17 protein-coding genes are annotated in these 26,307 nt (G+C 66.8%); 5 read left to right on the forward strand and 12 right to left on the reverse strand.

Annotation, left to right across the window (positions count from 1 at the left end; translation table 11 throughout):
- Nucleotides 1-10: 10 nt before the first annotated feature.
- The gene (locus WM2015_RS03135) at nucleotides 11-4,510 is read left to right on the forward strand and encodes a glycosyltransferase (RefSeq protein ID WP_082169385.1); all 4,500 of its coding nucleotides are present in this window, start codon (nucleotides 11-13) and stop codon (nucleotides 4,508-4,510) included.
- 19 nt (nucleotides 4,511-4,529) lie between these two features.
- Here WM2015_RS03135 and WM2015_RS03140 read toward each other — a convergent pair whose 3' ends face one another.
- The 4 genes from WM2015_RS03140 to WM2015_RS03155 form a co-directional block, all read right to left on the reverse strand.
- Entirely contained in the window at nucleotides 4,530-5,405 is an 876-nt protein-coding gene (locus WM2015_RS03140; RefSeq protein ID WP_049724675.1) for a glycosyltransferase family 2 protein, read from the reverse strand.
- Complete coding sequence (locus WM2015_RS03145; RefSeq protein ID WP_049724676.1) at nucleotides 5,402-6,490, reverse strand: glycosyltransferase family 2 protein; 1,089 nt, start codon at nucleotides 6,488-6,490, stop codon at nucleotides 5,402-5,404. Before WM2015_RS03145 ends, WM2015_RS03140 begins: the two co-directional genes overlap by 4 nt.
- An 80-nt stretch (nucleotides 6,491-6,570) precedes the next feature.
- The gene (locus WM2015_RS03150) at nucleotides 6,571-8,715 is read right to left on the reverse strand and encodes a bifunctional (p)ppGpp synthetase/guanosine-3',5'-bis(diphosphate) 3'-pyrophosphohydrolase (RefSeq protein WP_049724677.1); all 2,145 of its coding nucleotides are present in this window, start codon (nucleotides 8,713-8,715) and stop codon (nucleotides 6,571-6,573) included.
- Between the two features lie 64 nt (nucleotides 8,716-8,779).
- Complete coding sequence (locus WM2015_RS03155; protein WP_169751078.1) at nucleotides 8,780-10,462, reverse strand: Ig-like domain-containing protein; 1,683 nt, start codon at nucleotides 10,460-10,462, stop codon at nucleotides 8,780-8,782.
- Between the two features lie 428 nt (nucleotides 10,463-10,890).
- On the opposite strand from WM2015_RS03155, the gene WM2015_RS03160 reads away from it, so the two are divergent.
- The 3 genes from WM2015_RS03160 to WM2015_RS03170 all read left to right on the forward strand — a co-directional run bounded on the left by WM2015_RS03160 (nucleotide 10,891) and on the right by WM2015_RS03170 (nucleotide 13,731).
- Complete coding sequence (locus tag WM2015_RS03160) at nucleotides 10,891-12,240, forward strand: hypothetical protein (RefSeq protein ID WP_156200788.1); 1,350 nt, start codon at nucleotides 10,891-10,893, stop codon at nucleotides 12,238-12,240.
- Nucleotides 12,237-13,103 (forward strand): hypothetical protein, encoded by an 867-nt coding sequence (locus WM2015_RS03165; protein ID WP_049724680.1) that lies wholly within the window; start codon nucleotides 12,237-12,239, stop codon nucleotides 13,101-13,103. Before WM2015_RS03160 ends, WM2015_RS03165 begins: the two co-directional genes overlap by 4 nt.
- Before the next feature lie 232 nt (nucleotides 13,104-13,335).
- Nucleotides 13,336-13,731, forward strand: coding sequence for a hypothetical protein (locus tag WM2015_RS03170; protein WP_156200790.1), 396 nt, complete (start codon nucleotides 13,336-13,338; stop codon nucleotides 13,729-13,731).
- A gap of 288 nt (nucleotides 13,732-14,019) precedes the next feature.
- On the opposite strand, the gene WM2015_RS03175 is transcribed toward WM2015_RS03170, so the two are convergent.
- The gene (locus WM2015_RS03175) at nucleotides 14,020-16,404 is read right to left on the reverse strand and encodes an Ig-like domain-containing protein (RefSeq protein ID WP_049724682.1); all 2,385 of its coding nucleotides are present in this window, start codon (nucleotides 16,402-16,404) and stop codon (nucleotides 14,020-14,022) included.
- Nucleotides 16,405-16,707: 303 nt separating this feature from the next.
- Entirely contained in the window at nucleotides 16,708-20,574 is a 3,867-nt protein-coding gene (gene hrpA / locus WM2015_RS03180; protein WP_049724683.1) for an ATP-dependent RNA helicase HrpA, read from the reverse strand.
- A gap of 179 nt (nucleotides 20,575-20,753) precedes the next feature.
- Between hrpA and WM2015_RS03185 the strand changes: the two genes are divergently transcribed.
- Nucleotides 20,754-21,779: a threonine aldolase family protein gene (locus WM2015_RS03185; RefSeq protein WP_049724684.1), complete on the forward strand. Its 1,026-nt coding sequence runs from the start codon at nucleotides 20,754-20,756 to the stop codon at nucleotides 21,777-21,779.
- A 241-nt stretch (nucleotides 21,780-22,020) separates the two neighbouring features.
- Here WM2015_RS03185 and lptB read toward each other — a convergent pair whose 3' ends face one another.
- From lptB to WM2015_RS03215, 6 genes are read right to left on the reverse strand one after another with little or no spacing between them, the layout of a single operon-like run.
- Nucleotides 22,021-22,740, reverse strand: coding sequence for an LPS export ABC transporter ATP-binding protein (lptB, locus tag WM2015_RS03190; protein ID WP_049724685.1), 720 nt, complete (start codon nucleotides 22,738-22,740; stop codon nucleotides 22,021-22,023).
- A gap of 4 nt (nucleotides 22,741-22,744) precedes the next feature.
- Nucleotides 22,745-23,266: a lipopolysaccharide transport periplasmic protein LptA gene (gene lptA / locus WM2015_RS03195; RefSeq protein WP_169751079.1), complete on the reverse strand. Its 522-nt coding sequence runs from the start codon at nucleotides 23,264-23,266 to the stop codon at nucleotides 22,745-22,747.
- Nucleotides 23,199-23,786 (reverse strand): LPS export ABC transporter periplasmic protein LptC, encoded by a 588-nt coding sequence (gene lptC, locus WM2015_RS03200; protein WP_169751080.1) that lies wholly within the window; start codon nucleotides 23,784-23,786, stop codon nucleotides 23,199-23,201. The genes lptA and lptC overlap by 68 nt, the downstream gene beginning before the upstream one ends.
- The gene (locus WM2015_RS03205) at nucleotides 23,783-24,319 is read right to left on the reverse strand and encodes a KdsC family phosphatase (protein ID WP_049724688.1); all 537 of its coding nucleotides are present in this window, start codon (nucleotides 24,317-24,319) and stop codon (nucleotides 23,783-23,785) included. Before WM2015_RS03205 ends, lptC begins: the two co-directional genes overlap by 4 nt.
- Nucleotides 24,316-25,302, reverse strand: coding sequence for a KpsF/GutQ family sugar-phosphate isomerase (locus tag WM2015_RS03210; protein ID WP_049724689.1), 987 nt, complete (start codon nucleotides 25,300-25,302; stop codon nucleotides 24,316-24,318). Before WM2015_RS03210 ends, WM2015_RS03205 begins: the two co-directional genes overlap by 4 nt.
- A gap of 16 nt (nucleotides 25,303-25,318) precedes the next feature.
- Nucleotides 25,319-26,299: a calcium/sodium antiporter gene (locus tag WM2015_RS03215; protein WP_049724690.1), complete on the reverse strand. Its 981-nt coding sequence runs from the start codon at nucleotides 26,297-26,299 to the stop codon at nucleotides 25,319-25,321.
- Nucleotides 26,300-26,307 lie beyond the last annotated feature (8 nt).

A 26,307-nucleotide genomic window follows, 5' to 3' on the forward strand; every position in this document is an offset into this window, starting at 1 on the left:
CGCCATCCTCATGACTTCGAGCGCCCGCACCGAATCCCTGTCTCATCAGTCGTCCGAGCTGCGCGTCGTCTGTCGCGCCGATGGCCGTGGGCGGATCGATCCGAGCTGGCTGGCCCGCCTGCGCGAGGCCCTGCCCGGCGCGCGGCTCATGGCCGCAGCTTCCCTGGCCGAAACGCATGGCTTGGAGGCGATCGACGCGGACCCTCGAGAGGTGGATGCGCTCTGGCACTGGCTCGGGGAGCAGGCGCCGGGAGAGGCCACGCTGGTCCTCGACAACGGCATCGACTGGCCCGCGAACCTCGCCGAGCGCCTCGAGGCCTGGCAAGCGGCCGGTCCGGGGGCGCTGCTGCGCATGCTGGCCGGCAACTATCACGATGAGCTCAACCCGCTGGCCGGTCTGTCGGGACTGGGCAAGGACAGCGATCCGCACAGCCTGCTGATGGCCGCCGGCACCGGTCTGCCCAGTCCCTGTCGAATGGTGGCAGGCGCGCAGCTGTTCCTCGTTCATCGTCCGGACCGGGATCGTCCCGTGGCGGAGCTGGTCGATGATCTGTTCCTGCATGACCCGGCGCGCGCCCTGAATGCGGGTCAGCTGAAGCGTCCCCAATCGGCCGCCGCCTTCGGTCAGCTGCGAGCGCGTTTGAGCGCTTTGCTGGCTGCGGGCGTGGATCGGATTTCCGAGTTCCATCAAGTCGAGGGTAGCGATCGGGCAGCGCCGCTGACTCTGCACATCACGCACGCCTGGGGCGGCGGCATCGCTCGCTGGATTGCCGACCAGTGCCAGGGCGACCCCGCCGGTCGTCATCTGATCCTCAGCGCGGGCGGACGCCAGGACGGGCGGGAGCACGGTCAGCGCCTACGCCTTCATTCGGGGCTGGCCGGCCAGGCGCCGCTGGCCGAATGGCCGCTGCTCGAGCCGATTGCCGACACGGCGATCTCGCATCCGGCCTACGCCGAGCTTCTCGGGCAGATCATCGAGCGCTATGGCATCGGGCGCATCATCGTCTCCTCCCTGATCGGCCACAGCCTGGATGCGCTGCGCACCGGCCTGCCCACGCTCTGCGTCCTGCATGATTTCTATCCGGCCAGCCCGCTGCTGCATCAGGATCCCCTGGAGAGCCTGGCTGCGGACGGTCGCCTCGATCTGGGTCCGGCCCTGAGCGCCCAGGCCGGGAGGCTGATGTTCGAGCATGCCGATGCCGACCACTGGCATGTGCTCGGCGCGGCCTGGGCCGAGGCCGTGGTCGAGCAGGCGGTCCGGCTGATCGCACCGACCCGTCACGTGGCCGATCGCTGGCAGCGCCTGTTCCAGAATCGGCTGCCGGAGATCGCCGTGCGGCCGCATGGTTTCGATGCGCCGCCATCCTGGTCCGGCGGGCTTGCCCGCAAGGAGTCTGTCGAAGGGCCGCTGCGCCTGGTCGTGGTTGGGCGCATCAGCCAGGGCAAGGGCCTGGGCCTGCTCGAGCGAAGCCTGGATGCACTGCGTGCCCATTGCCGCTTGACCCTGCTGGGCGCCGGTCGCGAGGCCTATCGCCTGTTCGGCAGCCCGGGCGTGGACATCTTGCTCGACTACGAGGCCGAGGAGTTACCGGCGCTGCTGTCGACGCTCGAGGCGGACGCCGTGCTGCTGCTGTCCACCGTGCCCGAGACCTGGAACTACGTGCTCTCCGAAGCGCGCGCGCTCGGAATCACCCCCATGGCCACCCGCCTGGGCAGCTTTGCCGAGCGCATCCGGGACGGCGTCGATGGCGTCTTGTTCGATCCCGATCCCGAGGCGCTGGTCGAGGCCGTGATCCAATGGAAAGGCCGCGCCGAGGCCTTGCGGTCGCTCGCCGCTCAGGCGCTGGCCGAACCCGGCCTGGCCGAGGCGGCGCAGGCCTACCGCGAGCTCCTTCCCGAGCGCTCGACGACGCCGTCCTGGACGCCGGTTCGTGGTCTGGCACAGAGCGCCCTGGGCCTGGAGAGCGAAGCGCATCGTCAGGCCGAGTCCAAGCGGGCCGAGCTGGCCGTGCTCGTGGACGCACAACGCGAGGAACTGACCCGGCGGGCGGACTGGGCGCGGCGCGCCGAGCGCCTGAGCGAGGAGCGTACGGCCTGGGCGCGTTCGCTGGACGCCCAGTTGTCGGCCGAGCGTGCCGAACACGAACGGTCCCGCCAGCGCATGGAGCGCGAACGCGAACGCCTGGAAATGACGCTGGAGGCGACCCGCGCCGAGCTGTTTGCCCGCGATCGCCGGGTCGCCGAGCTGGTGTCCGAGTTGCGCGAGACCCAGGACCAGCTTGCAGCGCGTGATACGCATATTCGTCTGATGAGCGAGAGCTGGTCCTGGCGCCTGACCCGGCCGCTGCGCTTCGGGACTCGGCTGCTCCGGTCCGCTCGGACCGAGCAGCTCTGGAATCCCCTGCGCTGGCCTGGCCTGGCCGGACGTCTGCTGGCCAGCCTGCGTGGCGAAGGCTGGCGCGGGACCCTGCTGGCCCTCTACCGCTCGCCGGTGGAGACTGGGGCGGGGGCGTCGGAGGAGTCTTCGACCGAGCCCCTGCCGCCGGTCGAGGCGCCGGTGCCGCGGCTCGAGCCCCTCGAACTGCCGAGCTCCGATGCGCCGATCGCCAGCATCGTGATTCCCGTCTACAACAAGGTCGAGCTGACGGCGGCCTGCCTGCATTCGCTGGCCGAACATGCCGCTGCCACGCCCTTCGAAGTGCTGGTCGTCGATGACTGCTCCGGTGACGGTACCGCCGATTTCCTCGCGGCCTGCGAAGGGCTCCGCGTGCTCAGGAACACGAAGAACGCCGGCTTCATCGACAGCTGCAATCGAGGCGCCGAGGCGGCCCGGGGCGAGTTTCTGGTCTTTCTGAACAACGACACCACCGTGTCCGAAGGCTGGCTCGAGGCCCTGCTCGAGCCGCTCGAGAACGATCCCGATGCAGGCATCGTCGGTGCTCGCATGGTCTACCCCGATGGCCGATTGCAGGAGGCCGGCGGCATCATCTTCAACGATGCCAGCGGCTGGAACTACGGCAAGTTCGACGATCCGTCCGCGCCGCAGTACGGTTTCCTCAGCGAGGCGGACTACGTCTCGGGCGCCTGCCTGGCCCTGCGTCGGGAGGATTTCCAGCGCCTGGGCGGCTTCGATACGCGTTTTCGACCGGCCTACTACGAAGACACGGACCTGTGCTTTCAGATGCGCCAGGCCGGCAAGAAGGTGCTGGTCCAGCCCGCCTGCACGATCGTCCATCATGAGGGCGCCACCTCGGGCACGGACGAGCGCAGCGGGGCCAAGAAGTATCAGGCGATCAATCGCGAGCGCTTCGCCGAAAAATGGCGCGAGGTGCTGACTGGGCATCCGCCGCCGGAACCGGATCACGATCGCGTCGATCCCGTGCGGCATCTACGCTACCGCCGCTATCGGCGCCGCGCCCTGGTCATCGACGCCACCACGCCTCGCCCCGACCACGATTCGGGTTCCGTGCGCATTCGGGCCGTGCTGGATCTGCTTGGTGCCCGCGGCTACCAGGTCAGCTTCATGGCCGAGAATCGCCTCTACGTCGAGGGCTACACGGACCAGCTCACCCAGGCCGGCATCGAGGTCCTGCACGCGCCGGCCGTCCCGACCCTGGAGCCCTGGCTGGCGGAGCAGGGTCGCGACCTCGACCTGATCCTCGTCAGCCGCCACTACGTGCTCGCGCCGCTGCTGGTGATGCTCCGGCAGCATGCGCCCCAGGCCCGGCTGGTCTTCGACACGGTCGATCTTCACTACCTGCGCGAGCAGCGCGAGGCCGAGCTCACGGGCGATGAGGTCGTCGCCGAACAGGCCCGCCGGACCCGGGAGCAGGAACTGCGTCTGATCGCCCAGGCCGACATCAGCCTGGTGGTCAGCCCCGTCGAGCAGGCCCTGCTGGCCGAGGAGCTGCCCGGGGCGGACGTGCGCATCCTGTCCAATATCCACGAGGTGCACGGCCCGGGCCCGGCCTGGTCCGAGCGCGCCGGCCTGTTGTTCGTCGGCGGCTTCCAGCACCAGCCCAATGTCGATGCCGTGCGCTGGCTGGCGGCGGAGATCTTCCCCAGGATTCGAGCGGCCCTGCCGGAGGTCGAGCTGCATCTGGTCGGTTCACAGATGCCGGAGTCCGTCGAGCGGCTCGGTGAACAGCCGGGGATTCGCGTGCACGGCTTCGTCGCGGACCTGGACCCGATGCTGGCGCGTGCCCGCATCTCCCTGGCACCGCTGCGCTACGGGGCCGGGGTCAAGGGCAAGGTCAATCAGGCCATGAGCCATGGCCTGCCGGTGGTCGCCACGACCTGTGCCGGCGAAGGCATGTTCCTGGAACATGGCCGGGACGTGCTGCTGGCCGACGGTGCCGAGCAGTTTGCCGACGAAGTCGTCCGCCTCTATCGGGACGAAGCGCTCTGGAATCGCCTGGCCCAGGGCGGCCTGGCCAATGTCGAGCGGCACTTTTCGCGGCAGGCGGCCGACCTGGTGCTGGCCGGACTGGAATCCTCGGAGCGAGACTGAGCGCCCGCCTCAGCCGGGCTCAGGGCAGGGGCCGGGTGGTCCAGCCGTCGCGCAGGCCGCCGAGCATCGCTTTCAGATGCGCCCGGCGCGGGGCGATCAGCGCGAACAGGCCCAGCTTGCCCAGGGCACGCAGGGCATCCTGAACGACCCAGGCCCGCGGCGCCCCGCTGCGATAGAGAAAGACCCGATTCCGCATCATCGTGTAGAGCCGCTCGGGCGCGTGGCGTCGATAGGCGATGAAGCCGAACAGGCGTTCGCGCTCGCCGATCCGGTGCGCGAGCACCGCCTCATGACAGCCCAGGATGGCGTAGCCCTTGCGGCGTGCACGGAAGCACCACTCCAGGTCGATGTTGTCGATGAACCAGGCTTCCCGCATCGGGCCGATGTCGGTCCAGTAATCGAGGTCGAGCAGGCTGCCCGAGGTGATCAGGAAGTCGCAGTCGACGCTGCCGTGCTCGCCGTCGAGGCGCTGGTTGAAAGGCAGTCGGAATCGGATGAAGGGCGCCGGATGGCGATCGTCGTGATCGCGAACGCGGGCGCCGATGGCGGCGACGCGACGGCCGGCCTGTCGCTGCCGGTCGAGCTCCCGCGCCAGGGTCCCGACGAAGTCCGCCTCGATCCGGCTGTCCTGATCGAGCAGCAGGGCACGTCGAACACCGGCCCGACGCAGTCCTTCGATGCCGCGGTTCAGGGCGGCGGCCACCCCGAGGTTGGCGCCGGCGCGGTCGATCTCGACTCCGGCCCGGCCCTCGAGCTCGAAGTCGTCGCCGGGACCGTTGTCGACCACGATGACCCGTTCGACCTGCTGAGAAACCGTGTCGATCAGCGACCGAAGCCGGTCGAGATCGGGGTGGAAGGCGACGATCACCGCGCCCGTGTCGGCCGCCGTGCTCACGTGGACGGGCTGCGTTCGCGGTCGATCGGCCGATGCGGGCGCAGCAGGATGGGCAGCAGGCGCAGGCTGCCGAGGCGGCGGAGGCGGCGGGTCTGCCGGCGTTTGGCCGGCAGCGCTCGAAGGCCGGCGCGAAGGGCCGGCCAGTACCAGCGGGCGATCACGCCCTGGCGCCAGGTCGGAGCCGGTGCCGACGCCGACGCGTTGCCGCTACTGGCCTCGTCGGAGCGTTTCGAAGGTGCGCTGTTCGGACTGATCCAGCGCCAGAGCCGGAAGAAGATCGCCCAGCCGAAGTGGCGCAGCAGGCGCAGGCCGAAGAACAAGGACCAGACCAGGAACAGGCCGAAGGGCAGGTTCTTGCCCGCCACCCACAGCGTGTTCCGCCAGGAGCGCGTGATGACCTCGAGGCTGGCATTGTCGGTCGAGGCGCCGCGCTTGTGATAGATGATGGCATCGGCGATGTACAGGCAGCGGTGGCCGGCCACCTGGGCTCGCAGGTCGAGATCCACGTCTTCGAAGACCAGAAAGAAATCCTCGTCGAACAGGCCGATGTCCTCGAACAGGCTGCGGCGGTAGATGGCCGCGCCGGCACAGGCGCCGAACACCCAGGCGTCGTCGGTCACGCTGTCGGCGTCTTCGCCGGCCGACAGGTTGTAACCGGCCCCGGCCCGCAGTGAAAAGCCATCGCCGGCCGAGTCGACGGCATGCGGCGGGTCGTAGAGCAGCATGCGCGAGGCACCCATGCTGGCTTCGGGCTGCGATTGCATGCCGGCGACCAGGGCCTCGAGCCAGCCGGGGTCGGCGCGAGTGTCGTTGTTGAGCAGCACGACGTAGGGTGATTCGGTGGCGCGGATGCCTTCGTTGACTGCGGCGGAAAAACCGCCGTTGTCCCCGCGGGCGATCACCTGCACCCAGGGATAGTCCCGCGCAAGCAGGGTCAGGGAATCGTCACTGGAGCCATTGTCGACCAGCACGGTCACGAAGTCGCGGAAGCGCTGTCGCGCAAGCGATTCGAGGCACTCGGGCAGGTGGTGGGCGCCGTTCCAGTTGGGGATGACGACGCTGACCGCGGGGACGGGCGATTGCATCGGTGTAGTTTACCCCAGCACGTCGATCGGTCTGCCTGTCGCAGGCTTCGATTAGGGGCATGAAGCCAGTATGTGGATCACTAGAGATTGCGCAGGCGGCGGGCGCTGGTGACGTTCGGAATCGACTGCATCTTGCCCAGCAGCACGGCCAGTTGATCGAAGTCCTCGACCTGCACGGTCAGTTCGATGCGGACCTGCTGATTCTGTTCGTCGTTGCGGGTGTTCATGGCACTGACGTTGACGTTCTCGTGGGCCAGCAGGGTGCCCAGATCGCGCAGCAGATCGCGGCGGTCGTGCGCCTCCAGCACCACCCGGGCCGGATAGTGGCTGCGAGCCCGATCGGCCCACTGCACGTTCAGCACCCGCTCGGGGTGCTGGGCGAGCAGGTCCAGGAACTGGCGGCAGTCCTGGCGATGGATGCTGACGCCGCGTGACTGGGTGATGAAGCCGGCGATGGCATCGCCGGGCACCGGCTGGCAGCAGCGGGCCATCTGGTGCATCAGCTTGCCGACGCCTTCGATGCGGATGTCATCACGATCGCCGTGCGCGTCATGACGCTGCTCGTGCACGGTCAGGCGCGCGCTGGCCGGCGACCGCGCGGCACGCAGTCGTTCGACGGCGCCCGCCACCTGGCCGGTGGTCAGATCGCCGCTGCCGACGGCGACCATCAGATCGTCGACGCGCTTGAAGTTGAAGCCCTCCAGAACGCCTTCGAGTTCCTCCATCGGGAGATCGAGGCGCCGGAACTCCGACTCGATGGCTGCACGGCCGTCCTGCAGGTTGTCGTCGTAGTTGGCCTGCTTGAACCAGTGCCGGACCTTGGCCCGGGCGCGCGCACTCCGGATGTAGCCGAGGCGAGGGCTGAGCCAGTCACGCGAGGGTCGGGCTTCCTTGGCGGTCAGGATCTCGACGCGGTCGCCGTTCTGCAGCACCGTGGTCAGGGGCACGATCCGGCCGTTCACCCGCGCGCCGCGGCAGCGGTGCCCGACCTCCGTATGCACCAGATAGGCGAAGTCCAGGGGCGTGGCGCCCGCGACCAGATCCTTGACCTCGCCTCTGGGAGTCAGCACGTAGACCCGGTCTTCGCGAGTTTCGTTGTCGAAGCTTTCCAGCAGGCTGTCATCGTCGGCCTCTTCGCCCTGGCCTTCGAGCAGACGACGCATCACACCGATGCGCTTTTCGAGGGCATCATCGCGTGGTCCGCCTTCCTTGTAGCGCCAGTGCGCCGCCACCCCGAGTTCGGCATGGCGGTGCATGTCGTGGGTGCGGATCTGGACTTCGACGACCCGGCCCGAGTCGCTGGTCACGGCGGTGTGCAGGGACTGGTAGAGGTTGGCCTTGGGATTGGTGATGTAGTCGTCGAATTCGCCGGGCACCGGCTGCCAGTGCGTGTGGACCAGGCCCAGCACGGCATAGCACTCGGCCACGCTGTCGACAAGCACGCGTACGGCGCGGACGTCGAAGAGCTCGTGAAAGTCCAGGCCCTTGCGCTGCATCTTGCGCCAGATCGAATAGATGTGTTTCGGTCGCCCGGACACGTCGGCCTTGATGCCCTGGGCCTGCACGACCTCGCGCAATCGGTCCATGAAGGTAGTGATGAAGGCTTCTCGATCCGCCCGGCGCTCGGCCACCAGGCGGCTGATCTGCCGGTAGGTGTCGGGTTCGAGGTAGCGAAAGGCCAGGTCCTCGAGCTCCCACTTCAACTGCCAGATGCCCAGACGGTTGGCCAGCGGGGCGTGGATGATCTGGGTTTCCCGGGCCAGGGCGCGGCGCTGTTCTTCCGAGCCTTCGCGAGCCAGACGCAGCCTGGCCACTTGCCAGGCCAGGGCGATCAGCACCACGCGCATGTCGGCGACCAGGGCCAGCAGCAGTCGGCGCAGGCCTTCGGCGCGGCGACTGTCATCGGGCAGGTAGGTGCGGCCGAAGTGGGTCAGGGTGGCGAGCTGGCCGAGCAGCGATCGCACCGATGGGCTGAGCGCCTCCAGATCACTCCCTTCCTGCTGAGCCAGGGGAATCAGCAGGGTCGCCGCGACCGTGTCCGGATCGGGAGAGAGCTGGCGCAGGGCCCGCAGGGCCTCCAGGATCAGCTCCAGGGTGTCGTGATCCAGCGTCGATTCCCGCAGCCTCGAGCGTGCGAGCTCGATGGCATCCGTATGGCTCTGGCTGGCCGATTCATAGTCGTCCAGCCAGTCGGCGATGGCCGTTGAGGGCGAGGTGTCGGACATGCCGAGCATTGTAAACAGAGCCGGCCAGCCAGCGGGTCCGGCCGCCGTTTCCGGTGGCTTCGTTTCAGGGGGCCGGCAGGACCTCGAAGGAGCTGCTGGTGATGGTCGGCAGATCGCTGAAGGCCCTCAGGTCGTAGCCGGTCCCGGCCTGGTTGACGACGATCGAGTCGAACAGCAGGATGCCGTTGCTGGCGGTGAGGTCCGGGAAGAAGCTCACGCCCGTGCCGTTCTGGCGAAGCTGTAGCGTCACCGTCGTGCTGTTGTCCCAGTCGACCAGGTTGTCGAAGGCGTCGAGGACGAAGATCGCCACCGGTGGAGACATGACCGCGCCGGCGATCACGTCGCTGGGCTGCGAGGCGAACACCAGGCGATCGGGTGATCCGGCACGGAAAGTGATTGCCGTGCTTGCGCTTACCAGCGCCTCGCTCTGAATGAAACTGGGGTTGAAGGTGCCGGCATTGGTCGAAGACACGGTGAAATACGCACGGCCGGAGACATCGGTCACGGCGCTGTTGCTGAAGAAGCTCAGGCCCTCGTCCACGCCAACCGTGACGGTTTCATTGGGCGTCGGGTTGCCGAACGCGTCCCGGACCACGACTTCGACGAGTCCGGTGCTGGTTCCGTCGGCCGGGATGTTGTCGATGATGGTGAATGCCGACAGCTGGGCCGGTGGGCCGGCCACGAAGCTGACCTCGGCGGTGGTGCCGACACCGGAGGCGCCGAGGTCGGGCGCGAAGAACTCGGGCTGGAAGGTGCCGGTGGGGCCGGCCGATCTGGCCGTGAACAGCACGCTGCCATCGGCGCCGGTGGTGCCGCTGAGGGGCGTGATGTCGAGCCCGTCGGCATTGCTCAGCTGGATGAACACACCAGGGGTCGGAAACTTGGCGGCATCCAACGCCGTGACGCGGATGAAGGCCGGGTCGACGCCATCGGCCACCGGCGGGCTGGCATTCTCGAGCGTCGCGGCAATGGTCTGACCTTCGCCGATCAAGACCATTCTGGCCGTTGCCGCATCCCAGTTGCTCGCTTCGGGCAGGCTGCGGTCGATGGCCCCGGCGTAGAGATCGATCACGCCGCCTGGACTGGAAGCGGAAAAGATCGATCGGATGACGTTGAAGCGGACGATGCCGCCGGGAGGCAGCACCAGGTCGCGGCCCCGGATCGACGGTTCGCTGGTCCCGGGCGTGGCATCGGCGCAGCTGGCGCCGCCGATGCCCTGGCACTGGTAGATGCCGGCGGTCAACTGACCGTCCGGGTAGTAGCTGGGATTGCGTGGATAGAGTTCCTGAAAACCGACCGCGGAAGCGGTCGTCTGGCCTTCGTTGCGGACCTCGACCTGGTAGTTGATCAGTTCGTTGACGCGCACGAAATCGGGCACGTTGAAGAATTCGACTTTCAGGGTGCTCTGGGGCTCGAAGCGATCCCTGAAGATCAGGTTCGGGTCGTCCCCGCCTGGCGGTGCAAGGCCGGACAGACCGAAACCTCCGGGCCCGGCATGGAAGCAGGCTGCCTCCTCGGGGACCTCGAGCAGCAGGCGGTCGCCGCCGGGCAGATAGCGGAGGTTGCTGTCGAGGGGAAGCTGGTCGATGATCGGATCGCCGTTGGCATTCCTGGCGGACAGTGTCAGTGGGGCGCTTGCAGGGAGGCCGGTCAGGGGGAAGCAGAACAGTGGTCCAAGCAAGTCCAATTCGATCTCGCCCGTGAGCGGGAGATAGCTGGCGCCGGGCAAGGGCAGCAGGCTGGCCACCGTTTGGCCCTCGATCGTCAGCTCAATGCCGCCGCCGGCGCCCTGGACCTCCGAGCTCGATGCTGCGCCCGACGAACTGGCCGATACGGCCGCAGCTTGGAGCAGGCAGCTCGCGAAGGCGAGGCAAGCAACAAGCAGGATATGGCGAGAGTTCAACGGCATTCCCCCGGTACGATAGGCCAACTACGATGGGCGATTCTAAACCCTGGCATGCCTGCTGTCCATTAAGCCATCTTTAGTGGCTATGTAAATAGACTTCAAGAGGTATGAGGGATTATGACGTGAATGTGACTACTACGGCGCGATGGCCTTGTGGTAACCTGCTTCAGGTATCAAGTTTGTCTCGCTATTCCTGGCATGGGGGATCGGCTTTGAGAATCGTTTTGCCTGGCGTCGCCATGGCGCTCTGTTTCGTTACGGTCACTGGCTTGGCACAGTCCAGAAGCCTGGTCCTCCACGACCTGGCAGGAGGTCAGCCGATCACCTGCAACCTGACGGATTCATCTGCCGTCCAGCTCGACGCGGACAGTGGCGATCTGTTCGTTCCTCTGGACGATTACGATAGCTGTCTCGACGGAGGTGCGGCCCTGGGCCTCAGTCCATTGATCGTCAGCCCCGATCCTGTCGTGGCCGGTTCCCTGATCCAGGTGCTCTGGACCACCGTCGGTGCCAGTTCCTGCTCGCCGGACCCATCCTCGACCCTGGCGGGTTGGACCGCTCAGTCGCTTGGTCTGGAAGGGCCTCTCCTGTATACGGTTCCGGCGGCCACGCCTGCTGGAGAATATTCCTTGGCGATCAGTTGCAGCGACGGCGACAGCACCGTGACGCAAAGCCGCTTGCTCGAGGTCGAGGCGTCGGCCCCGGTCGATCCGCCAGGCACGCCCAGTTTCACTGTCAATGGGAGCACGACGGTCATCACGATCCAGCCGGGTGCCGCCTTGACACTCGCTTGGGCCTCCACGAACGCCAGCAGCTGCGAGGCGTCGGGGACCTTGCCTGGATGGAGCGGGGTCAAGACGCCGGAGGGTGTCGAGTCGGTGACCACATCGCCCTCGCTGCCCAATGGCCCCTACACGGTTCGACTGCGGTGTTTGAACGCGTCCGGAAGTTCGCCGCTGGTTGCGCGCGGAGTGACGGTGTCCGATGCGCAGCCGACCGCCTGCGACGGCCGCGCACTGCTCGGTCAGGGAAGTCTGTCGAACTGGACGCGCAAGACCACCGGTCTCAATACCTGCGTCTGGTCCTCTGCCTTCGTCTTCCCATCCGAGCCGATCGAAAGTGCCAACTGCCGTTTCTTCGACACCGCCTGGCCTCAGCCCTGGCCTGCGGGAGGCTCGGCGATCAACCTCTTCGTCGACGGGTCCGGCCCTCAGTTCATCGCCATGGCGTTCAACAGTGGCAACGTCCCGGCCAATGTGCTGGGGCAGCTGCTCGTGGAGCCACCCTCCTTCGGTGGTGCTTCGGCGGGACTGAAGATGTGGTCCATTTCCCGCTGCCCCGGTGACTTCAATCAGGCAGAGATCGAGGCGGAAATGGGTGTCGGCTGCATTCGTCGCGATTCCTTCAGTTCGGCCGAGCCCTTCCAGTGGGGTGGGGCGGCGTCGATTCCGACAAGCGACCGCTGCGGTCTGGAGCCGTTCACCGACTACTACCTCAATATCATCTGGACCACCGACCCTGCGGGTACGCCACCGGCAGACCTGACCCAGAACCCGGCCTGTGCGCAGTTCGGACGCTGTGGAATGGGCCTGCTCCAGTCCGGGAACTATTCACCATGATCGACAAGAGCTGGTTCATGCTGTCCACGCACGACTCGAGAACTCGGCCGGCTCGCGAGTGCCGGGATCATCGGCGCCTGGCCTGCACAGCGGTCCTTGTGGGTATGGCCGGGCTGGCGATGCTGGTTGGCGGTCCGGTCGTCGCCCAATCGAAGCAGCTCCATCTTCGCGATGGGGCCCAGCAGGGCCCGGACATCGTCTGTGATCTGGCCGATCAGGTCCCTGTGGATTTCGACGCGGACAGCGGGGATGTGCAAGCGACCGTGCTGGACCTGAGTGCCTGCTTGAGCGGGCCGTCCATCCCCGGTTTGAGTACTGTGCTGCTGTCTCCGAACCCGGTGGCGGCTGGTGCCGATCTGCAGGTACTTTGGACGTCGACGAATGCGACCGTCTGCGAACCGAGTCTGTCCTCGACCCTGCCTGGCTGGCCGGCGGAAAGCATCGGTCTGCAGGGCCCGGCGGTCTACACCGTGCCCGCGGGTGTGCCGACCGGCGCCTACGCGGTCGAGGTGAGCTGTCAGAACGGCTCCGGGAGCGCCACCATCGGCGCCTTCGTGTCCGTCAATGGCTCCGGGCCGGGCGAGGCCCCGCCGCCGCCGCAGCTGACGGTCAACGGCAGCGTCAGCGAAACGACGATCCAGGCCGGGGATTCGATCGACATCGTCTGGTCTTCGACCAATGCGGGATTCTGCTCGGCCAGCGGCACGCTGCCTGGCTGGTCCGGCGATCAGACCCAGCTCGGGTCCCTGATGCTGACGACCTCCGAGAGCCTGCCGAACGGTCAATACACCGTTGCATTGAATTGCTCGAACGCTGTCGGCGCCGGGCCAACGACGATCCGCACCGTGACCGTCTCGGAATAGGGGTCCGGCCGAGTGTTCCGGCCGCGCCTTGCTGGGCCAGGGGAGCCTGTCGAACTGGACCCGAAAGACCACGGCAAACAACAGTTGCGTCTGGGCCAATCCGCCCGGCTCGGGCGTCGTGGAGTCCGCTGACTGCACCAGTTTTGCTGACGTCTGGTCCGCGCCATGGCCCGCAGGGCCGACTCTGTTCCGCAATCTATTCGTGGAGGGCGGTCAGCCGGAGTTCATCGCCATGGAGTTCAACAGTGGCGATATTCCGTCTGGCCACCAGGGATCGATCATCCTGGAGGTGCCCCAGTTCGGGGGTGCCGCTGCAGCGACGAAGATGTGGTCGATCTCCCGCTGCCCGGGAGATTTCAACAAGGACCTCATCGATGGGGAAATGGGGCCGGGTTGCGTTCGGCGAGACCAGTTCACGTTTGTCGAGAGTTTCCGTTGGGGCGGGCCGGACTTCATTGCAGCGAGCGATCGCTGCGGCCTGGAGCCCAACACGAGCTACTACCTCAATTTGATCTGGACCCAGGATCAGGCGGGAACGCCGCCCGCACAGATCACCCAGCACCCCATGTGCAGCGAGTTCGGTCTTTGCGGCACGAACACCGGAATCTCCGGGCTCTACACGCCATGAGCGAAAGCGTCGTGTCGAGTCGAGGGCGGCCGCTGGTGTAGGAAGCATCTCGGCCGCCGTCTGCACCCGGAGCGGCCCTGCAAGGCTCGCAACGCCAGGACCTCATCAACAATTCCTGTCAGTAGGCCTTGGCGGTTTCCCATCCAATGGCTTCAGGGGCCAAGCAGGCCGGCTACGGGGGCGTTTCGGTCGGGTGGGAGGGTGACGGGTTCGAGAAGCCGTCCCGGTCGGACCATCTAGCGCTGGGCGGGCTGCAGCTCGCTGTACGAGCTGCAGCCCGCGCGTTCATCAGGGTGCCGGGTCGGTGACCGTGTAGCCGGAGATGGTCTCGGTCACGGTGCTGTTGTAGGCGTCCCCGCTGTAGACGGCTTGGATGTCGTAGCTGCCCGCGCTCAGCGGCGGGATGCTGCAGCTGGTCTGGGACGCCACGTCGATCGAGCACAGGACGTCGCCATTGGCTGCGTTTCTGATTTCGATCGAGCCGGTCGGATTGACGCCGCCGGACAGGCTGGCAGTGGCGGTGATCGTCTGCGAGCTTTCCGCACCGCCCGAAGGATCGAGTTCGAAGGTCATGGCGGGCTCTGCGGCGGTGATCTCGAAGGGCGCCGAGCTCTGGACCACCGTGTTCCCCTGGATCCTGGCCGCGGCTTCGAGGGTGCGACCAGTTCCGATGATGCTGGCGCTCAGCGAGGACAGGTCGATGCCGTTGATGATCAACTCGCCCTGGGTGAAGGTGGTCGACCAGGGGCCGGTGATGATCTCGGTTCCGCCGGCGCCGCCTTTGCGCAGCTCCAGACGCAGGAGCGACTGGGAGTAGGAGGTCGCCGTGTTGCCGTACTGATCCTGAACGGTCAGCACCAGCGGCGGCAGTACTTCGTCGATGGCGAAGGAGCCTGCGCCGACGTCGAAGCTCAGAACCAGCTGGCTCGGTGTGCCGGGGGCAACGTTGAATGGCGCCGTGTCGTTGATCTGGGTGCCGACGATGCTGGTGATCACCTGCAGATTCTCTGCGCTCTGCGAGCCCGCCTCGAAGCCCACCAGGCCGTCGAGATCGGTCACCTGATTGCCCAGGCTGCATGCGATCGGTTCGGCAGGCGACGAGACGAAGCCGGCGGACACGACGGCGCCCTGGACCGGGTTGCCGAACTGGTCGGTCACCTGGGCGGAGAACGGCGTGCAGATGCCGGCCGTGGCCTGAATGCTCGGGTCGAGAATCTCGATGTTCGCCGCCGCATCGGTATCGAAGTCGATGACCACCTGCGTCTGGGCACCGCCCGCGTCACGGACACCCGCCGAGACCTGACGGTTCTGCGGGATGCTGAAGGTCAGTCGGACCTGACCGGCGGCTTCCGAGTAGAGGCCGAATTCCGCGCCTGCCGTCAGGGGATCGGTCGTCAGGAATTCGGTGGTGGCCGCTGCGGGTTCGATCCGGATTCGATCCTGGCCGGCAATCTGCGCGATCAGGCCATCGATCGTGGGAGTCGTGATCAGCACGTCCCAGTTCTGGGGGATTTCACAGTTGTCGCTGCAGTACTCGATGCTCGAGACTTCCACCGGGATGCCCTGCTTGGGGCTCGTCTCGCTCAGGGCGGGGTCGCTGTCCCAGGAGTGGACGGTCACGCCGACCGGCGTATCGTTGATGGGGTCGATGCCGGTCACGACCACGCCGTTGATCGGGTCGCCGGCATCGATCCAGGTACCATTGCCGACGATCCAGACGCTGGCTTCGGCGGTGTCGCTGGCCGGCACGGTACCGAATGAAGCATCGAGGGCCACGGCGCCGGCCGACAGGCGCGCGAAGGAGCCGGTGGTGCTGTCGGCGCTGATCAGTCGTCCCGTGACCTCGATCCGGATCTCCGGCGTGTCACTGGTCAGCGGACCGATCTGGCCGCGCAGCACTTCATCGTCCAGAATGAAGCCGTCGCAACGATTCGAGGGCTGGCAGCTGACGTCGACGAATCCACCGTCCGGCGCGAAGACCCCGCCGGCGAAGGCCGAGTTCATCGGCAGCAGTTCCTGCAGACCGATGGAGGCGATGTCCGCCGAGCCCGGATCCAGGCGCACCACCAGGTCGTAGTTCAGGTTGGACTGGAACAGATCACCGGCCGTGGCCTGCGTGCGGCTGACGTTTTCGTAGACCAGGGTAAAACCGCGCGTGTCCATCCCGTTCTCCTCGAAGCGCGAGGAGAAGATGACGTCCTGGCTGATGATGTCTTCCATGCCGAACAGGCCGAGGGTGCCGTCCGGTGACTCGAAGAAGCAGGGGACGGAGCGGCCGGGATCAGCGAACAGCACGGGGACGTTGGGCAGGTCGGCCACGCCGAACGGGAAATAGGTCAGGAACTGGCTGCTGCTGTTGTTGATGATCGTGTCGATGACCGGGTGATCACTGGCGTCCTTGACCAGCAGTCGCACGCCACCCGCGCCCGCGGGCAGGATGAAGCCGCTCGGCGGGCAGAACAGGCGCCCGTCGATCTGCAGCTGGATTTCGTTCTGCTCGTACAGGATCGCCTGAACGGGATTCAGGCCCGAGGTGCCGCTCGATACGATCGGAAGGTCGGGGGCCGAGTCGAACAGAAAGCGCAGGCCGGTGTCGTTGTCCGGCAGATTGCGGAGGCTGGCCAGATTTTCCTCGCCTGCGAGCGTGCTGCGGGCGGCTTCAACGGTGTCCACTGCTGAAACCGAACCCATCCCGATCGCCACACAGGTGGCCAGCAGGGCTCGCGTAAGGGAATATCTTGAGCGGGCATTCATCATGTTGTCTTTCAATCCGAAAGGTCAATAATTTGGCTGGACCAGCGCGACGACCGGAGTTTCACGTTCCCTCGCCAAGCGCGCCGAAGGACAAAGGCGTCCCTCTCCCAGCATGCACGGCTTTATTCTACTGACTTGCTATGTTTTAAAACCATTGGAAAGCATAAAAGTTCCGTTAATTCAATTCGCTAAGGCCAAATAATCAGGGTTTTTGTCGGATTTTCAGCCCTCGGCCTCGACCTCGGCCCAGGCCGCTTCGAGCCGGGCGGGAGAAACTTTGTGACGGGTGCCTAGTTTCTGGGCGAAGACCTGGATGCGGTACTCCTCGACCAGCCATCGATAGCGGTCCAGGGCCTCGGAGTAGATGCCGGACTCGTTCAAGTGGTCCAAATAGCGCTGCCACCAGGGCTCGACCTGGGCCATCCGGTCGTGATCGCGGCGCGGATCATACTCGATGATTTCGATGCGCTGGCCGATGGCTTCGAGATAGCGGGGGTATTCGGACAGACGTTCGGCGCTGAGATCGTCGAGAAAGCCGGCGTACATCAGATCATCGAGCTGCGAGCGCAGGTCGGCATGGGCCCGCGGAACGGCATCGGCCAGGCTGTCGATCGCCACGCTCAGTTCGTGCCAGCGGATCAGACAGGCATCGAGCTTGCCGGCCAGGGACTGATAGCGCTCGATCAGGCCCTGACGAACCTGTTTCAGCAGGGCATCGAAATCCCCGCGGCTGCGCACGGTCCAGGCCTCGCCCAGAAAGGTCTGCAGCGCCATTCCACGCAGGCTTTCGCTCAGATCACCGACGTCTTCGATCCGGGTCCAGGCGATCTGTGCGGCCTGGGACAGGCCGTTGTGCTTGCGCAGATACTTCCATTTGTCGCTCAGCGCCTGGCGCAACAGGGTGGTCACGCCTTCACGGTGTGCCTCGTGGGCGTCCGCCTCGCGGTCGAACAGGCGCACTCCGACCCGATTGCCCTGTTCGACCAGGGCGGGCCAGGCGCGATGGCCGCCTCGGGTGGTGATCAGCGCGGGGAGTTCCGGCAGCTCTGCCGCGCTCAAGCCGTCCTGCTGCCATTGGTCCGACTGGCGAGTCATGAACTCGGCTCGAGCGCGGTCGGCAAAACCCTCGATCAGCTCGCTCAGGTTCCGGCTCTCGCCGAGCAGCTTGCCGTCCTCATCGCGCAGGCGGACGCGCATGCAGAGATGGTCGGGAATCTTCTCTCGCTGAAAATCGGCGGCGTCGATCTCGAGGCCGCTCATTCTCGCAAGCTCCCGGGCCAGCGCCGTCTCCAGCGAGCGTTCCGGCACGATGTCTCGCCCCATGAGCGCTTCGTGGGCGGCGCGGGCAAAGTCCTTGATCGGCACCAGCGCGCGCCGCTTCGACTTGGGCAGGCTGCCGATCAGGGCCTCGATCTTGTCCCGCAGCAGGCCAGGGACCAGCCAGCTGAGCTGCGCGGGCTTGAGCTGATTGAGCAGGTGCAGGGGGCAGTTCAGCGTCACTCCATCGGCTTCACTGCCAGGTTCGAACCGGTAGTCCAGCGAGAAAGACTCTCTGCCGATCCGGAGCCGGGCCGGAAAGGCATCGGCCTCGGCCAGCTCGGCCTCCTCGCGAAGCAGGGTGGCGCGATCGTAGAGCAGGCGGTCACGCGCTTCGGCCGTCAATCCTTCGTACCAGGCCGCGAAGGCCTTGGTGGTGTAGATCTGCTCGGGCAGTCGCTGGTCGAAGAAGTGCTCCAGTTCGGCCTCGGCGGCGAGCACGTCGCGCCGGCGACGCTTGTGCTCGTGTTCTGCAAGTTCGGCGCGCAGGGCGCGGTTGCGTTTCAGGAACTCCGCCCGGTGATGCATCTCGCCTCGGACCAGGGCGTGGCGGATGAACAGGCGGCGCGCGGTGACGGGGTCGTGCGGGCCGAAGTGCGTGCGCCGCTTCTCGACCAGGATCAGACCGTGCAGACTGATCTGCTCGTAACCCATCACCCGGCCCGAGCGTCGATCCCACCAGGGGTCGAAGACCCGGCGTTTGGTCAGGTGCGCCGCCTGCTGTTCGAGCCAGGCCGGCTCGATCGGTGCGACCAGGCGTGCGTAGGTGCGGCCGGTCTCGACCAGTTCGGCAGCCATCACCCAGGCCGGACTGCGCTTGCCGAGCACCGAGCCCGGGAAGATGCGGAATTTGTGGCCGCGGGCGCCCTGGTACTCGCCCTGCTCCTGATGCTGGCCGACCAGGCTGAGCAGGCCTGCAAGCAGGCTGCGATGGATCGCCTGCTCCCGGGCCGGATCGCGCTGGTCCTCGGGCTGCGTCTTGCCCGTCTTCCAGCCCTCCTCGCGGGCGATCTGGGCCAGCTGTCCCTGCAGTTGTCCCCACTCGTGCAGGCGAGGCACGCTCAGAAAGTGCTTGCGTGCCAGACGATCGGCCTGGCTTCTCGAGTGGTCCCGGCGAGTGTCCTGCCACCAGTGCCAGAGCTTCAGCAGGGTCAGGAAGTCCGAGCCTTGGACCACGAATTCCCGGTGGGCCTGATCGGCCGCCTGCTGCTGATCGAGCGGGCGCTCGCGAACGTCCTGCAGGCTCAAGGCGGCGACCAGGACCAGCACCTCGGCCAGGCAGCCCCGCTGCTGGGCTTCGATCAGAATCCGGCCGTGGCGGGCATCGACGGGCAGGCGGGCCAGCTGCTGGCCCAGGCGGGTCAGTCGCCGCTCCTCGTCGACGGCACCGAGCTCGACCAGGCTCTGCCAGGCCTCACCGATCAGGCGACGGGGTGGGGCGTCGATGAAGGGGAACTGCTCCGGGTCGCCCAGGCCCAGGGCCAGCATTTCCAGCACCACGCCGACCAGACCCGCGCGCTGGATTTCCGGCTCCGTGTAGTCGGGCCGGCGCTCGAAGTCGTCTTCGTCGAACAGGCGGATGCACAGACCCGGCCCGACGCGGCCACAGCGGCCGGCGCGCTGGTTGCAGGCCGCCTTCGAGACCGGCTCGATCGGCAGGCGAAGCACCCGCGAATGGGCGGCGTAGCGCGAGATGCGGGCCAGGCCCGAATCGATCACGAAGCGGATCCCCGGCACGGTCAGGGAGGTCTCGGCCACGTTCGTGGCGAGCACGATGCGCCGGCCGGTCCCGGGCCTGAAGATCGCGTCCTGGCTGGCGGTGGGCAGTCGGGCGTAGAGCGGCAGGATTTCCGTATGCGCCAGCGGCTGGCGGCGCAGGCTGCGCGCGACCTGGAAGATCTCCCGCTCGCCGGGCAGGAAGACCAGGATGTCGCCGCGTGGATCGACCCGGCTCGCGGCGTGGACTGCGCGCACGACCTGGGCGCCCAGGTCCTCGCCATCGTTGGGCGCCTGGTAGCGCATCTCCACCGGGTAGCTGCGGCCTTCGACGGTGATCACCGGCGCGTCGGTGAAATGCTTCGAGAAGCGTTCCGTGTCGATCGTCGCCGAGGTGATGATGAGCTTCAGGTCCGGGCGTCGGGGTAGCAGCTTCTTCAGATAGCCGAGCAGGAAATCGATATTGAGGCTGCGTTCGTGGGCCTCGTCGATGATCAGGGTGTCGTAGCGATCGAGGTGGCGGTCCTGATGGATTTCCGCCAGCGCCACGCCGTCGGTCATGAACTTGATCCAGGTCCGTTCCGAAACCTTTTCGTTGAAACGCACCTGGAAGCCGACCAGGCCGCCGAGCTCGTCTCGCAGCTCCTGGGCGACGCGGCGGGCCACGGAGCGGGCGGCGATGCGTCGCGGCTGGGTGCAGCCGATCAGGCCACGCTGGCCGCGACCGGCCTGCAGGCAGAGCTGGGGCAGGCGGGTCGATTTGCCCGAGCCGGTCTCGCCGGCCACGATCAGCACCTGATGTTCGGCAATCGCTTCGATCAGCTCCGATTCGCGCTGACTGATCGGCAGATCGGGCGCCGGCTGCACCGTCGGCACGGTCTCGCCTCGCTGCTGCCGCAGGTCCCGGGATCGCGCCAGGCGCTGCTCGTACTGGGCCTGCAGGCGATCCCGCTTTTCGGTGGGGCCGCGAAAGCCCTCGAGCTGCCCGCGCCGGCGCTTCAGCCAGGCCAGGTCACGCTGCATCAGGGCGTCGGGTTCGAGGGGGTCGAGAGGCATCTTTCTATTGTCGCAGAGCTGCATCGAAGGAGTGGTCATCATCGGGGTGCGGCGGCTGCTCGGGCGCGGCAGGTCGCAGGGCTGTGGACCCCATCGAGAGCGCCATTCGGTCGATGAGCTGAGCCCGCATCGCCCTGGATTGGCTACACTGCGGGCTGGATGAATGCCCCACGCGAGCCATGAACTTCAAGAGCGACAACGAAGCCCCCGCCCACCCGAGAATCATGCAGGCCCTGGTCGAGGCCAACGAAGGCTTTGCCACGGCCTACTCCGACGATTGCTACAGTCGGCAGCTGGATGCGCGCCTGTCCGAGGTCTTCGAGACCGAGTGTCGCGTGCTGCCGATCTCCACCGGCACGGCCGCCAACTGCGTGGCGCTGGCCGAGATCATTCCGCCCTGGGGGGCGGTGATGTGTCATGCCCGGTCGCACATCCAGAACGACGAGGGTGGGGCGCCGGAGTTCTACACGGCCGGAGCCAAGCTGATGCCCCTGGCCGGCGAACACGGCCGGCTCCAACCTGAAGTGCTGGCTGCCGCGATCGACGGCGCCGGTGTCCACGGCGTGCACAACGTCAAGCCGTCCGTGGTCTCGATCACCCAGGCCACCGAATGCGGCACGGTCTACCGGCCCGAACAGATCCGCGCCATCGCCGAGGTCGCCCAGGAGCGAGGCCTGCCGCTGCACATGGACGGCGCGCGCTTTGCCAACGCGCTGGCGTTTCTGGGCGCGAGTCCGGCGGAGCTCACCTGGAAGGCCGGGGTCGATGTGCTGAGTCTCGGCCTGACCAAGAACGGTGCCCTGAATGCCGAGGCCCTGGTGGTCTTCGGGCACCCGGAATGGCTCGAGGGCATGGAGCGCCGCCGCAAGCGCGGCGGGCATCTGCTGTCGAAGATGCGCTACGTGTCGGCCCAGATTCTGGCCATGCTGGACGATGAGCTCTGGCTTGAACTGGCCCGGCATGCCAATGCCCGCGCGGCTGAACTGGCCGCCGCGATCGAAGCCAGCGGCGTTGCTTCGCTGCACTGGCCCGTCGAGGCGAACGAGGTCTTCATGAAGGCCGATCCGGCACGTCTGGCGCGTCTCAAGGCAGCGGGTTTCGAGTTCCACATCTGGCCCGGCCACGATGATCTGGCGCGCCTGGTCTGTTCCTTCGCCACCGAGCAGGAACAGGTCGAGGGCTTTGCCAGGGCGCTGGTCGAATAGAGAGTGGGGGGTGGCGGCGAGTGGCGTTGCCGACGGGCAGGTCGCGGCTCGGAACGGCGCTGTCGATGCTTGCGTCCTTGGAGGAGCTTTGCTGCTATCGAATGGTGGTTGTGGCATCTGCGCATACGCGGGCCCAGCCCGGTGTCAGGGCCGCTGCAGCTGGCTGAAATTCCAGCGCAATCCGCCGCGAGCCGCGACCTGCCCGTCGGCAACGCCACTCGCCGCTTGAGAAAGTTGGGGGCTAAAGGCGGAATTCCTGGCCGAGGTAGACGTTGCGGACGTTTTCGTCGGCCAGCACCTCTTCGGGCTTGCCGTGGGTCAGGACGCGGCCTTCGGAGATGATGTAGGCGCGGTCGCAGATGCCCAGGGTTTCGCGGACGTTGTGATCGGTGATCAGGATGCCGATGTGGCGCTCGGTCAGCTGCTTGACGATGCGCTGGATCTCGCCCACGGAAATGGGGTCGACGCCGGCGAAGGGTTCGTCGAGGAGGATGAAGTTCGGATTGCCGGCCAGGGCGCGGGCGATTTCGACGCGGCGGCGCTCGCCGCCGGACAGGGACACGCCCATCTGATCGGCCAGGTGCGCCACGTTGAACTCGTCCATCAGGCGGCCCAACTCGTTGCGTCGGCCCTGACGATCCAGGTCCTTGCGCAGCTCCAGGATGGCCATGATGTTGTCGGCCACCGACAGCTTGCGGAAGATCGAGGCTTCCTGCGGCAGGTAGCCCAGGCCCTGGCGGGCGCGCTGATGCATGTTCGCTCGGGTGATGTCCTTTTCGCCGAGCTTGATGCTGCCGCCGTCGCTGGCGACCAGGCCGACGACCATGTAGAAGGTGGTGGTCTTGCCGGCGCCATTGGGGCCGAGCAGGCCGACGATCTCCCCGCGGGCGACCTTCAGCGAGACGTCATGAACGACGGCACGGCCCCGATAGCGTTTGACCAGCTGTTCGGCGATCAGCATCGGCTCAGCCGTCTCCGTCGCCGTCGTTGGACTGCAGTCGTTCCGTCGCCGCCTCGGCGGTGTCCGGTTCGATCAGCAGGCGCACGCCACCGTCGCCGACCAGGCTCTGGGTGTCCAGATCGTAGACCAGCTGCTGGCCGCTGAACTCGCCCTGGACGTTCTGGATTTCGGCGTTGCCCAGCATGGTGATCAGATTGGTGGTGAAGTCATAGAGAATCTGATCGGAACGGCCGCGCACTTCGCTGCCGTCCTCCAGTACGTCATCCCAGCGCGTGGGATTGCCGTACAGCTCGACGCGGGCGATCCGGCCGTCCTCGCCGTTGAAGGATCGGGCCTCGTCGGCGGTGACGGTCAGCGTGCCGCGCAGGATGCGGACATTGCCGGTGAGCACGTAGGCGCCCGTGGGCACGTCCAGGCGGCCGTTGTCGCCGAAGATCTCGATCGGCAGGGCAGGCGGGTCATCCGCCAGTGCCGCTTGGGTCACGAGGGCGGCGAGCAGCAGGATGAGCTTCGATTTGTACGTCATCAGAAAATTCGACCGTTTCATTGTCCAGGTGCATCATCAGACCACCGGCATCCAGTTCGGTGCCCGGACGGCTGAGCCGGACGGGAACGTCCGCGCTGATTGTACGCGCTGGGCGCTGGTGCTGCAGTGCCTCGGTCTCGAGGCGGACCGGTCCGGTGGGTGTGGCCCGTTCCAGCTGGACCTGACCGCTGAGCAGCAGCAGGGATTCCTCGCGCTGGAACTCGCCGTGATCGGCCCGGCCTTCCCAGGCCCCGCTGTCGTCCAGCAGGCTGAAGCGGGGTTGATCCAGGCGCACGGTCCGACTGTTCGCATCGTGCTCAAGACGCGGACCACGGATCCGGAGTTCGGGTCGACCCTGATCGTCATGGAACAGAGCCTGATAATCGCCCAGGCTGTAGTCGAAGCGCGTGTCGGGCAGGGCGAGCGTTGGCGTGGCGCGGTGCTCGGCCGGGAGCCACCAGCGAAAGGCGAAGACGCTGACCAGGCTGGCCGCGGCAGTGAGCACCAGGGCTCGTCTCAAACGAAACTCTCCTGCCAGGACTCGAGGCGCCCGTGGCCGGCCAGAATGAGTTCGCAGATCTCGCGCACGGCGCCGCGGCCGCCGGGCAGGCTGCAGACGTGATCGGCGCGCTCGCGCAGGAAAGCGGCAGCGTCGGCCGGCACGCACTTCAGGCCGCAACGGCGCATTGCCGGCCAGTCGACCAGATCGTCGCCGGCGTAGGCCGTCTGCTCGAGGCCGACGCCACAGGCCAGCATCAATTCGTCGAGGGCGCTGGATTTATCGTTCCGTCCCTGGAGTACCCGTTCGATGCCCAGCTCGGCCATGCGACGCTCGACCAGATTGGACTGACGGGCCGTGATGACCGCCACCTCGATGCCATGGCGCATCAGGGCCTTCAGGCCGAGGCCGTCCCGACTATGAAAGCTCTTCAGCTCGCTGCCATCGCTGGCGTAGGTGATGCGGCCGTCGGTCATCACGCCATCGACGTCGAACACCGCCAGACGAACCTCGGCGGCACGTTCCAGCAGGGTCTCGGACCAGGTAAGGCTCATACGACGCCCGCCTGCAGCAGGTCCTGGAAATTGAGTGCGCCGACGAGACGACCGTCTTCATCGGTGACGAGCAGGCCCTGGATGCGTTTCTGCTGCATCAGCTCCACGGCGGTGGCGGCCAGCTCGTTGCGATCGATGGTCTGCGGCGAGCGGCTCATGATCCGGCTGGCCGGGAAGGACGCCAGATCCCGAATCTCTTCGACGTGCCGCCGGATATCCCCGTCGGTGATCACGCCCACGGCGCGGCCCTCGTCGTCGACCAGAGCGCAGAGACCCAGGCGCGAGCGGGTCATCTCGACGATCGCCTGGGCGAGGTTTGCATCGGCGGGGACCCGCGGCAGCTCGTCACCCTGGTGCATCAGATCGCTGATGTGCAGCAGGAGCTTGCGACCCAACTTGCCGCCGGGATGCGAGCGTGCGAAGTCTTCGGCGGTGAAGCCGCGCGCGTCGAGCAGAGCGATCGCCAGGGCGTCGCCCATGGCCAGCTGGGCCGAGGTCGAGGCGGTGGGGGCCAGGCCCAGCGGGCAGGCTTCCTGGTCGACCGAAGTGTCCAGATGCAGGTCGGCGTGCCGGGCCAGGCTCGAGTCCGGGTTGCCGGTCATCGCGATCAGGGTGACGCCCAGGCGCTTGATCACCGGCAGCAGTCGGACCAGTTCCTCGGTCTCGCCGGAGTTGGAAATGGCCAGGATCAGATCCTCGCGCCGTATCATGCCCAAATCGCCGTGGCTGGCCTCGGCCGGGTGGACGAAGAAGGCCGGCGTGCCGGTGGACGCCAGCGTCGCGGCGATCTTGTGGCCGATGTGGCCCGACTTGCCGATGCCGAGCACGATCAGATGGCCGGGGCAATCGATGATCCGTCGACAGGACTCGACCAGGGTGTCGTCGAGGCGATCGGCGAGCGCGGCGATCGCTTTGGCCTCGGTGTCGAGCACCTCGGCGGCGGCGGCGAGCAGGCGGTTGGCGTCCAGGGTGGTCTCGGTCATGGTGGTCCTTGCGGGTTCAGCCCAGGCCCTGATGAATGATGAGCCCCTGATAGATCAGGAAGACGGCCAGCATGGCCCCGGCGACCGGTCGGGTGATCAGCCCGGGGCCCGACCGACGCCAGATGGCCATGAACAGGAAGATCGTCAGGGCGAACATCACGGCCACGTCGCGGTAGAGCAGGCTGGGCTCGATCTGCATCGGTGCGATCAGGGCCGCGATCCCCAGCACGCCGAGCAGGTTGAACATGTTCGACCCCAGGATGTTGCCGATCGCCAGATCGTCCTCCTTCTTCAGCGCGGCCGTGGTGGCCGCGGCCAGCTCGGGCAGGCTGGTGCCGAAGGCGATGATGGTCAGGCCGATCAGTGCATCGGACACGCCCAGGAACAGCGCCAGGGTGACGGCGCCGTCGACCAGGATGTGAGCACTCAGGGGCAGCAGGATCAGGCCGGTCGCGGTCCAGATCAGGGCCGTGCGCATGGGCATGCCCTCGGGCACTTCCTCGGTCAGGCTGGCGGCCATCGGATCATTGCCTTCGCTCTTGATGCCCAGCAGGACCATGCCGCCGACCAGGGCGAACAGACCCAGCGCCAGGATCGTGCCATCGCTTCGGCTGAGCTCGAGGTTGAGCATCAGGGCCAGGGTCAGGAACATGATGAAGGCCAGCACGGGGAACTCCCGCTTGAGCGTGACGCTCTCCACCTTGAGCGGATAGATCAGGCCCGTGATGCCCAGGATCAGGCCGATGTTGGCGATGTTGGAACCGATGGCATTGCCGATGGCCAGGGACGGTGATCCCCGCAGCGAGGCCAGGGCCGAGACCAGCATCTCCGGCGCCGAGGTGCCGAAGCCGACGATCGTCAGGCCCACGATCAAGGGCGACACGCCCAGATTGCGGGCCAGCGCGGACGCGCCCGAGATCAGGCGGTCGGCGGCCCAGATCAGCAGGACGAACCCGGCGGCGATCTGGAGCAGGGCGATGACGAGGGTGCTGGTCACTGTGTCTA

The sequence above is a fragment of the Wenzhouxiangella marina genome (assembly GCF_001187785.1).
In the GTDB taxonomy this organism is placed as follows: Bacteria; Pseudomonadota; Gammaproteobacteria; order Xanthomonadales; family Wenzhouxiangellaceae; genus Wenzhouxiangella; species Wenzhouxiangella marina.